The 12,697-nt window shown below is 49.3% G+C and carries 12 protein-coding genes; 5 read left to right on the plus strand and 7 right to left on the minus strand.

The genetic code is table 11. The features are described from left to right. Positions 1-5 precede the first annotated feature (5 nt). From QCD69_RS03665 to dacD, 7 genes are all read right to left on the minus strand, one after another. Positions 6-215, minus strand: a complete 210-nt coding sequence (locus tag QCD69_RS03665; RefSeq protein WP_125288080.1) for an MbtH family protein — start codon at positions 213-215, stop codon at positions 6-8. Beyond that, positions 202-1,464 (minus strand): enterochelin esterase, encoded by a 1,263-nt coding sequence (gene fes / locus QCD69_RS03670; RefSeq protein WP_301251070.1) that lies wholly within the window; start codon positions 1,462-1,464, stop codon positions 202-204. The genes QCD69_RS03665 and fes overlap by 14 nt, the downstream gene beginning before the upstream one ends. Positions 1,465-1,727: 263 nt before the next feature. After that, positions 1,728-2,969 carry an MFS transporter gene (locus QCD69_RS03675; RefSeq protein WP_253460220.1) on the minus strand — a complete coding sequence of 414 codons (1,242 nt, stop codon included), beginning with the start codon at positions 2,967-2,969 and terminating at the stop codon, positions 1,728-1,730. A 12-nt stretch (positions 2,970-2,981) separates the two neighbouring features. Further along, a complete protein-coding gene (locus tag QCD69_RS03680; RefSeq protein WP_253460217.1) occupies positions 2,982-4,439 on the minus strand; it encodes an EmmdR/YeeO family multidrug/toxin efflux MATE transporter in 1,458 nt (485 codons plus the stop codon). Between the two features lie 167 nt (positions 4,440-4,606). Next, complete coding sequence (locus QCD69_RS03685; protein ID WP_253460215.1) at positions 4,607-4,927, minus strand: DUF496 family protein; 321 nt, start codon at positions 4,925-4,927, stop codon at positions 4,607-4,609. A 153-nt stretch (positions 4,928-5,080) separates the two neighbouring features. Continuing rightward, entirely contained in the window at positions 5,081-6,139 is a 1,059-nt protein-coding gene (locus QCD69_RS03690) for an FUSC family protein (protein WP_301251164.1), read from the minus strand. 155 nt (positions 6,140-6,294) lie between these two features. After that, complete coding sequence (dacD, locus tag QCD69_RS03695; RefSeq protein WP_301251073.1) at positions 6,295-7,464, minus strand: serine-type D-Ala-D-Ala carboxypeptidase DacD; 1,170 nt, start codon at positions 7,462-7,464, stop codon at positions 6,295-6,297. Between the two features lie 323 nt (positions 7,465-7,787). Between dacD and QCD69_RS03700 the strand changes: the two genes are divergently transcribed. The 5 genes from QCD69_RS03700 (at position 7,788) to QCD69_RS03720 (ending at position 11,999) form a co-directional block, all read left to right on the plus strand. Further along, positions 7,788-8,864: an acyltransferase family protein gene (locus QCD69_RS03700; protein WP_301251075.1), complete on the plus strand. Its 1,077-nt coding sequence runs from the start codon at positions 7,788-7,790 to the stop codon at positions 8,862-8,864. A 170-nt stretch (positions 8,865-9,034) separates the two neighbouring features. Further along, a complete protein-coding gene (locus tag QCD69_RS03705; RefSeq protein WP_301251077.1) occupies positions 9,035-9,397 on the plus strand; it encodes a GtrA family protein in 363 nt (120 codons plus the stop codon). Further along, positions 9,394-10,338 carry a glycosyltransferase family 2 protein gene (locus tag QCD69_RS03710; RefSeq protein WP_301251078.1) on the plus strand — a complete coding sequence of 315 codons (945 nt, stop codon included), beginning with the start codon at positions 9,394-9,396 and terminating at the stop codon, positions 10,336-10,338. Before QCD69_RS03705 ends, QCD69_RS03710 begins: the two co-directional genes overlap by 4 nt. After that, positions 10,325-10,777 carry a hypothetical protein gene (locus QCD69_RS03715; protein ID WP_301251079.1) on the plus strand — a complete coding sequence of 151 codons (453 nt, stop codon included), beginning with the start codon at positions 10,325-10,327 and terminating at the stop codon, positions 10,775-10,777. The genes QCD69_RS03710 and QCD69_RS03715 overlap by 14 nt, the downstream gene beginning before the upstream one ends. Then, a complete protein-coding gene (locus tag QCD69_RS03720; RefSeq protein WP_301251080.1) occupies positions 10,764-11,999 on the plus strand; it encodes a DUF6056 family protein in 1,236 nt (411 codons plus the stop codon). Before QCD69_RS03715 ends, QCD69_RS03720 begins: the two co-directional genes overlap by 14 nt. Positions 12,000-12,697: the final 698 nt, after the last annotated feature.

A 12,697-nucleotide genomic window follows, 5' to 3' on the forward strand; every position in this document is an offset into this window, starting at 1 on the left:
ACTTTTCACGCTGTGACTCCCGCCGCAAAATGGGCCGGGGTCAGCGTTTGCCAGCGCGCCAGCCAGTCGTTGCATTCGTGCTGCGTCGCCGGGCCATACGCCGGCTGCCAGCCAGCGGGCCGGGCGCAGTGGGCTGGCCACAGACTGTAGCCCAGATGATTTTGCAGCACGAAAAACGGCCCCTCAGGGCGATCGAAAGGATTACTCTGTTCCATCGGAAACTCCGGATTTAGCAGGGACAGACTGCCACAGCGTGGTCAGCCCGTTAATCAGGCCGCCTCGCCAGCACAGCGCGTCGTGGCCGCCGTCAACAAGGCGATAGTGCAGCGTCGGGCAGGCCCGTTGCAGCAGCGGATAAATGCGCTGGTTAGCCTGCAAAACGACAGGTTCGCGCAGGCCCGCTTCCAGATAAATGCGCAGCGGCGCGGCGCTGAGCCGGCCCTGCATCAGCTGCTCTGTCAACCAGCCGTCCTCGCCGGTGCGCTGGCGATGCGGCCACCAGAAAGAGCCGGACTGGCTGAGCGCGCAGCCGAAACGCTGCGGCCAGTGCAGCGCGGCATAGAGGGCGGAAAGACCGCCGAAGCTCTGTCCGGCCACCACGGTGGTCGCCGGATCGTCGCGCCAGCGCGCGTGCTGCGCAAGCAGCGGCAGCAGCTCTTCCTGGACCGCCAGCCAGAAGTCGGGATTGCAGGTCAGTTCCTCGCCGCGATGCTGCGTGTCGATGGCATCAATCAGCAGATAAACCGCCTGTGGCAGCTGACCGCGATCGGTTTGCGCCTGCAGTGCAGACCAGACCGGCATCTGCTCCGCCCAGAACTGGCCATCCAGCAGCACGGCCAGCGGGCGCTGTTCCGGCTGGCTTTCGCCAGTGGTGAAAAGCCATACCCGACGCTGATTGCCCAGCCTTTTGCTTTCCCACGTCAGGCAGCACGGCGCAGCGAACTCAACGCGCTCTGTCCAACCCGGCTGCACAGGCGCCTGCGGCAGATGCAGCGCGGAGACGGGATGGCCGCGTCCGCCTCGCCAGCTGGTATGGGGATTAAGCGGATCGGCTATCGCCTGCGGCAGCAGCCTGCGCCAGCCTTCGCGCAGCGCCGCGCGGTCCGGCGGACTTTGCAGCGCCTCGGGGGGAAAATCATTTTCGTTTACGGAAGGGATAAAGCAGTAGCTGCCTCGCCAGCCCGCATTTAGCCGAACCTGCCACTGCCAGATAGCCGTGCCGCTGATGCGTTGCAGGCTTTGCGGCGCGCGCTGCTGGTGATGATCGGTGACGCCGGTGATATAAATCCATACCCGGCGCACCGGCGAAGTCTGTTCCGTTCCGGCGGGATCCCGCCAGTAAAAGGTGACGGTGCAGATGTCACCTTCCGTCACGACCGCTGGCGACCCCAGGCTCAGCTTGTGCTGCCAGCTCGCCTGCGCGTCGCTATCCCAACCGCCTGTCATATCATCATCTTCCATCATTAGTGCCATGAAAACAGGAACTGCAAGGCGTCGATTTTATTGATAATGGTTTTCATTTGCAATAAGAAATCATCACGTTTTTCAGACCGTCGAGACGTACCGCTTGGTCTTAACCCGCAGAAAAGATAAGGAAAAAAGGAAGCGACCACGGAAAAAACAGGCTGTCGATAACCTATCGGCGCGGCCAGCCTGGCGAAAAAAACGAGGGGGAGAAAAGCGGTAACGGCGCCGTTAATCATTAACGGCGCTTATTAAGGGTGGGATCAGGAAGAAGAAACGGGATCGTGCAGCCGCTGGCGCTTGCGAAGGCTCGGGAACCAGGCCATCCACAGGCCGACCACGATCAGCGTGCCAATACCGCCGACTGCCGCCGCCGGCGCCGCGCCCAGCCAGGCTGCCAGCATCCCCGACTCAAATTCACCAAGCTGATTAGAGGTATTAATAAAAATAGAGTTAACCGCGCTGACGCGTCCGCGCATCTCATCCGGCGTATCCAGCTGCACCAGCGAGCCGCGGATCACCATACTGACCATATCGAACCCGCCCAGCGCAAACAGCGCCAGCAGCGACAGCCACAGCTCTTCAGAGAGCGCAAACACCAGCGTCGCCACGCCGAAACCGGCTACGGAGGCAAACATGATTTTACCGACGTTGCGCTCCAGCGAACGACGGCTGAGCCAGAAGCCGACCAGCAGGCCGCCAACCGCTGGCGCGCCGCGCAGCAGGCCCAGCCCCCACGGCCCGGTATGCAGAATATCTTTGGCGAAAATGGGCAGCAGCGCCGTCGCCCCGCCCAGCAGTACCGCAAACAGATCCAGCGAAATGACGCCCAGCACGTCCGGCCGGTTACGGATAAATTTCACCCCGGCAAAGACGCTGGCGAAGGTGGCGGGCGTGCGCGGCGGCGGCGCATGGTCGTAGCGCAGGCGGCTGACCATCACGACGGAGATAAGATAGAGTACGCCAGTGGTGATATAGACCGCCTGCGGCCCGGCAACGTATAAAAAGCCGCCGAGCGCCGGGCCAAGCATGGAAGCCGTTTGCATCGATGCGGCGTTGGCGGCCGTCGCCCGCGCCAGTATTGAGGGCGGCACCAGCGCGGGCAGCATGGACTGTAGCGACGGCGCCTCTAACGTTTTGGCGATGGAAAGCACGAAAATCAGCGCCAGGATCACCAGCTCGTTGGTCAGGTGCATCAGCGTCAGCACCGCCAGCGCGGCAATCGCCAGCAGTTCGGTAAACTGCCCCAGTAATACGACGCGACGACGGTCAAACTGATCGGCAACGTGCCCTGCCGGCAAGGCCAGCACCACCGCCGGCAGAAACTGCGCCAGCCCGATTAAGCCTAAATCGAAGGCGCGGCCGGTAAGCGCATAAATCTGCCAGCCGACCGCGATAGAGAGCATCTGAAAACCGAAACTGGAGCTGGTGCGGGCCAGCCAGAAAGCGACAAAAGAGCGATGGTGAAACAGCGATTCCGACCCGGCGGAAGTAGGCGATTGCATGGTGATTTCCGGTTATTTTTTTGACAGCGCCAAATCCTGAGCGGCCGGCTCCTGCCGGGGCGCATATTTCCACAGCCAGCGTCCGCTGGTCATGCGGCGGTAGAAGAAGATACCACGGACAATCCAGTCCAGAAACATGCCCAGCCAGATCCCCACCACGCCAAAGCCGAGTACCACGCCCAGTCCGTAGCCCGCCACAATGCGGCATCCCCACATGCCCAACAGCGAAACCCACATGGTAAACCTGGCGTCGCGCGCGCCCTTCAGCCCCGCCGGTAAAACCCAGGATGCGGCCCAGAACGGCATAAACAGCGCGTTCAGCCAGATCAGGATTTTGACCACGTGGATAACCTCCTCGTCGCGGGTATAAAACGAAGCCAGAATGCCCGCAAAAGGCACCGTCAACGCCGCCAGCGCGCACAGCCCGATGGTTGAAAGCCAAAAAATATGCCGCAGCTGCCTTTCCGGCTGCTTCAGCTGTCCTTTGCCCAGGCGGGTGCCGACAATAATGGTTGAGGCGGAGCCAAGGGAGTTGCCCGGCAGGTTGATCATCGAGGCAATGGAAAAGGCGATAAAGTTACCGGCGATCACGTCGGTGCCCATTCCCGCGACAAAAACCTGCGTCAGCAGCTTGCCGCCGTTGAACAGCACCGATTCAATACTGGCGGGCACGCCGATGCTCAGCACCTCCATCAGGATATTGGTGTTGAGCCGGGTGAAATAGCTTTTCAGCGTGATTTTCAGGCGCGGATTGAAGCCGATAGCCAGCACATAAATTACCGCCGCCGCGCCGATATAGCGGGCGATAGTCAGCCCCAGTCCGGCACCGACAAAGCCCATCCCTTTCCAGGAGAAACAGCCGTAGATCAGCACCGTACTGAAAATAATATTCAGGATATTCATGCCGCCGTTAATCAGCATGGGGATCTTGGTATTGCCCGCGCCACGCAGCGCGCCGCAGCCAATCAGCGCAATCGCGGCGGCCGGATAGCTCCATGCGGTGATATTGAGATAGATCAGCGCCATCTCTTTTACCCGCGGTTCTGCGTTACCGGCGATAAGATTGATGATCCACTCGCCGTAAAACTCAATGCCTATTGCCAGCAGCACGGCGAAAATAGTCATCAGCACCAGCGACTGGCGGGCGGCCGCCTGGGCCCGTTCACGGTTAAGCTTGCCCAGGCTGAAGGCGACCACCACCGTGGTACCCAGATCGATAGCGGCAAAAAAAGCGATGATGACCATATTAAAACTGTCGGCCAGCCCGACGCCCGCCATCGCCTCCTTGCCCAGCCAGCTCACCAGGAAAGTGCTCAGCACGCCCATCAACAGCACGCAAAGGTTCTCAAAAAAGATCGGTACCGCCAGCGGCGTGATTTCTCGCCAGAACAGAACCCGATAAGAACGTCTTTTGGGATACCAGGGCGTACGCCTGATGGCCTCTAACGGAGAAATACGGAATATTTGCAAAGTGCTGCCTGCCAGAAATGGAGAAGACTCTACTGATGATGGTAAAAGGCGCTCTGATATGCAAAGTCTTTTCCGGAGAAAAGTGATTTTCCCCTGCGGATAGCGCCGTGCCCTGTACGATCGAAAAAGGCGATCGTCGATCGCCTTTTTTGGTTCTCCAGCCCTGGCTACTGCGCTTTAGGCTCGCCCAGCGCCTTGAGCCTTTTGGAAAGCTCACGACGCTCTTTGGAAAGATCGGCGTTTTTGATGATGTAATCGTCAACGCGATCTTCGTAATCGCTGCGCATGCTGCTGATAATTTCCTGAATGGCTTCGACGCTCATGCCGGGCTTGATATATTCACTCAGGTTATCCAGCAGCAGCACGCGTTTCTGGTTGTCGCGGATTTTCTTTTCAATATCGTGGATTTCACGCTGCAGCTTGTTCTTACGACGGAACATCCGCACAAACTCCAGTACGTCCTGAAAGGATTGCTTTGCATTTTCCATGGAAACACCTTCTGTTCAGGCCTGCAAGGCAGGCATTATTATCATTGCGCTCAGCGTAGCGGCGAACCGCTGTCGAGGCGATTAGTTGTAGAGTCGGACTGGCGTTATCTTAGCGCGAACCGGCGCTTTTCGCAGTAAGTTGTTATTAATCGTTTATTTACGCAGCACCAGACGCATCAGATCCGACAGCCTTTCCAGCTGCGCGGCCATCTCCAGACTCAGCCAGACGTAGCCGTGGATCGGCGTTTCCACCAGCTCGTCGCTGTTGGAGGCTTTGATCAGCTGCCGCAGCTCGCGGGTGATTTCCGCCAGCTCCGCGCTGTTGGCGGAGATTTGGTCCGTGCTGCCCGCCACTATCGCCTTTGACAGCGCGCGCAGCGTATTTTCCGTCATCTGCTGGGTGCGCCTCAGCGTAGGCGCGTTCAGCATTATCAGGTGGCTTTCGCGAGAGGACCACCAGGCGTTCAGCTGCAGCTCCAGCGTGCAGACCATATTGCGGTTCAGCGTCTGAATACCTTCAAAAACCGAACGCGGAATACGCGTTTCCTTGCTGGCGGGATCGATCAGCGACCGCATTTTCACCACGCCGGTCAGCAGCCGCTGCAGGGGGCGCGTCAGCCGGGGCTTGTCCACCAGGTTAGGTGAACAGCCGGCATGGTAAATTTTAGCGGTTTCCAGCAGGGAATCGGAAAGCTTGATGCGCCAGTGGGTATAGGCCTTTTGCGGATAAATGCTGGTAAAAAACAGCGCCAGCACCGAACCCAGGATCACGTCGCCGCCTCGCCACAGCGCCATGGTCATATCGCCCGGCGCGCCGCCGCAGATCACCGCCAGCGTAATGCCGATCAGCAGCGCCATATAAGGGTGCTTGCCCAGCGTCAGAAAACCGCATAAAAACATCACCAGCGTGCACCAGGCCAGCATTACCGGCAGCGACCACAGCTCCAGCCAGAGCGCAATCAGCCCCGAAACCGAGCCGAATATCGTACCGCCGATGCGCTGGATCGCACGCGGAAAGACGTTACCCCAGGAGGAAATCGGCCCCATCACCACCACCAGCGTAATCAGCGGCCAGCTGCCTTCCGGGATAGAGAACAGGCGGATCAGCAGAAACGTCAGCACGAACGCCAGCGCGATGCGAATGCCGTGCACCGTGCGATAGTTACGATAGAGGGTGAATTCAAAGGCCGATAGCGGCTTGTCGGGACGCAAAACTTTCTCCAGGAGCGGGCTATTTTCCGGCATCATACCCTGCCCTGCGGGGCTTCGCCCGCTTTTTTGCGTATTGCCGTCTCACGATAACAGTGGTGCAACAGCAGCTCAACAAACAGGCAAAATGGCGACCCGTTGCGGATCGCCATCAGGGGTTACAGCTTGCGTTTGATGTAGTCAGTAATGCGAGTGATCACGCCCGCTTTTTCCACCGGTTTCAGCGTCACCAACGGGTAAGAGGCCAGCTCTTTGTCGCCATCCACCAGCTGGATAGTCCCGACCTGCTCATGCAGCTTCAGCGGCGCCTCAAGATCCTTGCGGTCAATGACGTACCTGGCCTTGATTTTTTTGACGTCTTCACGAGGCAAGGAGAGATAAACATCCTTATCGCTGCCTACGGCTACCTGATGCGGATTGCCGTACCAGACATTCTCATGGCCGATCTCTTTACCAGCATGGAACAGCTGCACGGTATCAAAATTGTTCTGTCCCCAGATCAGCAGCTTGCGCGCCTGCTCTTCGCGCCCTTTAGGGCTTTTGCCGCCCATGATCACGGCGATCAGTCGGCGCTGGCCGTCCACGCTGGAAGCAATGATATTGAAACCCGCGCTTTCGGTGTGGCCGGTCTTCAGGCCGTCGACGTGCAGCGTTTTATCCCATAACAAACCGTTACGATTCTGCTGGGTAATGCCGTTCCACGTCAGCGATTTCTCGCTGTACATCTGATAAAAATCCGGCTCGCCGGAGATAATGGCGCGCGACAGCTTAGCCAGATCGCCAGCCGTGGTGTACTGTCCCGGCGCATCCAGGCCGTGAACCGTTTCAAAATGGGTGTTTTTAAGGCCAAGCTTAACCACATACTGATTCATCTGCTCGACAAAAGCGGCCTGGCTGCCCGCCACATAATCCGCCAGCGCCACGCAGGCGTCGTTGCCGGAATCGATAATGACGCCGCGGCTCAGATCGCGTACCGAGACTTTCTCGCCGGGCTTAAGAAACATCAGCGAAGACCCTTTAAACACGGGATTACCGGCGGCCCAGGCATCTTTACCCACGGTGACCATGTCGTCGCGGCTGATGTGCTTGCTGTCGATAGCACGATCCACCACGTAGCCCGTCATCAGCTTGGTCAGGCTGGCCGGGTTGCGGCGTTCGTCGGCATTGCCCTGCGTCAGCACCTGACCGGTCGTGGCGTCCATCAGCACCCAGGAAGCGGCGTCGATAGCGGGCGCGGTCAGGGGAAAAGCTAAGGGGTTATCTTCAGCATGGGCTACGGCGACCACGGCCAGAACCAGGCTGATACTTGCAAGCTGACGCTTCTTCAACGGTAAATCCTCAATAGACTGGAAAAAAACAGCCTGTTGTACGGGATCCGCCGTCGTAACGTGTTAAAAAATTGCAAGAAAATATTAAGATTTAAGATTAAGGAGTTTTTTTAATCTGACCTCCAGCCTGAGGGGGTTAAGCCAAAGATAAGGATGTTTTAACGTTGGCGTGCAGGCGCGCTTATTAAGACCCCAGCTGTGCTAAAAGGTCGGCCAAGGCAAAATTACCCCTTTTTAAATTGCAAAACAAACCCATCTGACATTGAAATTTTGTCGGTAAAATTTTATAGTATTATAATAAATATATACTGGATGACATCTCAATGCCGTTGAAAACTGTGGCCAACCTGTTGCAGCGTGGTAATAATAATCTCGACTTAATACGTATTGGTGCAGCATTAATGGTTATATGGAGCCATGCTTATGCTATCAATAATATTGCAAAGTTAACAGAACCTGTCTCCTCGTTTACCGGCAAGGAGACAGGTGGCAGCATAGCTGTTTATATTTTTTTCTTTATCAGTGGAATGCTAGTCACTAACAGCTTGTTAACTAAAAAAAACATTGTCGACTTTATACTTGCCCGAATATTTAGAGTTATTCCTGCCCTCGCTTTTTTATTGATTATAACCGCATTAATTATTGGCCCTTTTGTAACATCTTTAACAATCAGTGAGTATTTCTCTTCACCTCAATGGCATCGATATATTACAAAAAATCTATTAATGGATACGCAATTTTCCCTACCTGGGGTATTTGAGCATAATTCTTACCCTGGTAGCGTCAATGGTTCTTTATGGACGATTCGTTATGAAGTAATATGTTATCTTATTCTACCATTATTACTTCTCATGCGAGTAACTAACAATAAAATCATTAGCACCTCCTTATGTTTATTTGTTATCTTTGCTCCCACAATAGAAATTATTAAAAACCACATCCCACTATATAATTTTTTTTATATTGTGGTAGTTTTTTCCTGCTTTGCTTTGGGCGGAATTTACGCTATACATAAACATTTAATTCGCGTATCCCTCCTGATTCCGATGTTTTTTTTATTACTTCATTTGATTACAGAAAGACATTACCCTTCTATATCAAAACTTTTCCTTCCCTTTTTCTTTTGTACTATAGCATTGTGGTTCTCATCATTAAACCTCGTTAAAAATCTACATATTAAATACGATATTTCCTACGGTGTATATTTATGGGGATTCCTTATTCAACAACTTATTTCTAAATTCCTGAATATGAATATTTATTTATCGCAAATACTCGCTATTTTGTTAGCTATAGTGGCAGGTTACTTATCTTCAAAATTCCTCGAAATTCCGGCATTGAAATTATATAAAAAAATCATGAAGCATAGCTGGATTATGCGACTAACCCCTCAAAAATAAAAAATTATTTACTGACCGCTTGCTGGAAGCTAAAATTTGTCTTTTTTTGTTCAGAAAAATTTCGATGCTGCCTGTAATATTTCCCCTCTCGTTTTTTGCATCGTTTTATTATAAAATTAACATTCAGCTGTCGTCAACGCGCATAAGCCACTGTAAAATAAGGATTTATAATGTTAGCCCTCCTTACAAGGTATGTTTCAATTGGGGTTATAAATACGTTGATACACTGGATCACTTTTGCTACAGGCCATTATTTACTCAATCTTGACCAAATGTTGTCCAACCTGATTGCCTTTATTGTAGCAGTTAGCTTCAGCTTTTTTGCTAATGCAAAATGGACCTTCAAAGCCTCAGCAGGCCTGGCTCAATATATATTATTTACCATGTTTATGGGGTTTATGGCATTAACGGTTGGTTATACCGCTGACAAGATTCACTTAGCGCCTCTGTTAACGCTGATTTTTTTCTCAGCCCTGAGCATGGTATTTGGCTTTCTTTTTAGCAATTTCGTAATATTCAGGAGAAAAATATGAAGATCTCACTTGTTATACCCGTTTATAATGAGGAGGCTACCATACCAATTTTTTATAAAACGGTAAGAGAGCATAAAATCTTAAAAAATTACGATTTAGAGATAATCTTCGTCAATGATGGGAGTGAAGATAATACTGACGATATTATACAAGCATTAGCAATAGCCGACCTCAATGTCAAATTGATAAGCTTTACCCGGAATTTTGGTAAAGAAGCAGCTCTTTTTGCCGGACTCGAATTTTCGAGCGGCGATGCGATAATCCCTATGGATGTGGATCTACAGGATCCTATTGAAGTTATCCCACTAATGGTGGAAAAGTGGCGGGCCGGAGCCGACGTAGTGTTGGCAAAGCGTATTGACAGAAGCAGTGACACTGCTTTCAAGAAAAAAACCGCAGGCTGGTTTTATAAATTACATAACGCTATTAGCCACTCAAAAATTGTTGAAAATGTTGGCGACTTCAGATTGATGAATCGAACTACTGTCGACAACATTATCAAGCTTCCCGAGAGGAATCTTTTTATGAAAGGGATCCTTAGCTGGGTTGGAGGAGAGGTAGAGATAGTTGAATACAATAGAGCGGAACGCAGTGCTGGCGAAACCAAGTTTAATGGATGGAAGCTGTGGAACCTGGCACTTGAGGGGATAACCTCATTCTCAACATTACCACTAAGAGTTTGGACATATATTGGTCTGATTGTGGCTGGAATCTCCTTTTTTTATGGCAGCTGGATGATCTTTAATAAAATGATATGGGGGAATAATGTGCCTGGTTATCCTTCTATCATCGTTTCAATACTCTTTTTAGGTGGGATACAGCTTATCGGTATTGGTGTGCTTGGCGAATATATAGGAAGAATATACCTGGAAGTAAAACGACGCCCAAGATACCTTATAAAAAAAGCGAAATTGAGTTTAAAAGAAAATGACGAAGACTAAATTATCAGAGTGGGTATTTTTTAGCGCCATAATTTTGAGCATATTATTTCTTTATATGGCTCGTTATTCTATTAATGATTATAAAAAAGTAACCCCAGGCATAACAGAGGCGCTACCTGGCGATATTTCATACCATATCGACTATTGTACTGTTCAGTCCCGCTTTATTTTAATACAAGGATGGGCCGGATTACCTAATGGCGGCATTAATGTTGTAAAAAATATTTATATCCTCGATCAGAAAGGTCAAGCTCATAAATTACATAGTACGACTGTAAAGACACCCCAAATTGTCGAGAAAAAGAGAAACCCAGCTTTCAGCCATGCCGGTTTTATCGCCTCTGCAAAAAACGATTCTGGTATTAACGCAACGAAAAAATTTGTTATTGAACTAGCCCTTAATGGGAAAAAGAACGTGGTGACTTATGAATGCAAGTAGAAAAACAGCCTTGCCAATTTTATTTTACTTATTGACCATGATTTTTTTATACGCTCTTTCACGGACATTACATCCGGTGCCGGGAGGGGATGATGAAATGTTTTCTAATATCCTAAAAAATAAAAACCTGTTCACGCTTATATATGAGCGGTATCTCGGTTGGAGTGGAAGAATTACCATTGAAATGCTGTTGATAAAGACGATCAATATAAAAATTTTCTGGAAAGCAGCTATTCCTCTTTCAATTTTACTATTAGCTTATTCTGCCTGGAAGTTATTCTTTTTTGATATTGTTCGCCCATATATTGCAATTCCTACAGGCATAATGTTTTTTATGCTGATTACTCCAAGTGTTAATGCTGATGCAGCATGGTGGATTACGGGTTTTTATAATTACCTGTTACCTGTTTCATGCGGTGCCTGGTCATTGGTGGTGTTAAAAAATTCAGCTACTTCTCATCTTTCAAGCAAAATCATTGCATTAATGCTTTTAAGCATAAGTTGTTTTAGTGAGCAAGTTGCTATTCTAATGATAACTGCAGCAATATGCATTTATTTTACCAAGCAAAACAGAAAAAAATATGATATTGTTTTTATATCATTATGCTTAATTCTTACTGGTATATTGTTAACAGCACCAGGCAACGCACAACGATATGCTTTTGAAATAAAAAACTCTCTCCCCGAATTTTCGAGTTTCAATATTATTGATAAATTAATGCTTGGTTTAGACCGTTTAAACCACCATTTAAACGATCCTGAAAATATCATTGTAAATATACTACTCTTAATGACAATAGCGATTGCTATACGTCAAAAGAACTTATCATCAACAGATCTTGTAGGAATCGCATTTTTAATAATTAAGTTATGTGGTTTTTTGTTGTGTCATGCTAATTTAACCATGTCAGAGTTTATTTATAACCAACACTTTTTTAATGCCGCCTCATGGTTCGGTTATAAAATATACACTTCATTTTTCTTTACTTTAGCTTCAGTGTTTTCATTAATATTGCTTTCTTATAAATTTATTGATGACAATAAGACAGCTATAGTTTCAGTGGTAAGTTTACTGACAGGCTGTGCTACAGTGATGATGATGAGCTTTTCCCCAACGGTTTATGCGTCAGCGCAACGCATTTTATTCGCTTATGAAATCTGTTCGCTGGTAGCACTTTGTGCTTATGTGAGACACTTTCTTTTATCAAAAAGCAGAAAATAAATAAGGCACGCCGCACGAGATGACGTCGAGCGGCTCATTTTCATCCTGACCAGAATGGAGTATATATATATTAATTAAAAAAGAGTAACACTCACTTCATCTTGGCTTTGTACATTCAAATCCAAATGAATTCACGTTTCAAAATATGTATGCTTAAATAGTTTATTTATTTGATTACTATTTAACTCTCCTCAGCATGTCACTGTTACTCTTGGTATCTTATTCAGTGAAACTCAGATTTATACTTTTAAATTTAGCTCATTTAGTAGCAATTTTATTTGATACGGAATTATGACTCACTCTATTCCACTAATATGTGATATACCAAAAAATCAGCGTGAACTTATGCAAATGTCTTATGTCTTATATCTTATGTTCTGACATTTACATAACTGCATTTTGTAGCAGATATAGTATTCATTCCCTACTCAATCTTCGTATCGCTGCTACCAAGGATGCCTGGGCAAGATCCCCATGTTATATGTCTTTTTACCTGCCGCTTCAGACATGGTGAAAGATAGGTTACCCTATGCGAACAAGGTTCAGCAGCGTCAAAAACATAGCACCTTTGGTCTGCGTAATCATTAAGCATGGATAAACTTCCTTACGGAATTAAGTGGTTACGCTACGGTCAATGCTGGCATTTTAACGTCGAATCTTATATTTATATAATTAAATTACCTCAATAAAGGGGACAA

This window comes from Erwinia sp. PsM31, assembly GCF_030433775.1.
GTDB lineage: Bacteria > Pseudomonadota > Gammaproteobacteria > Enterobacterales > Enterobacteriaceae > Erwinia > Erwinia aeris.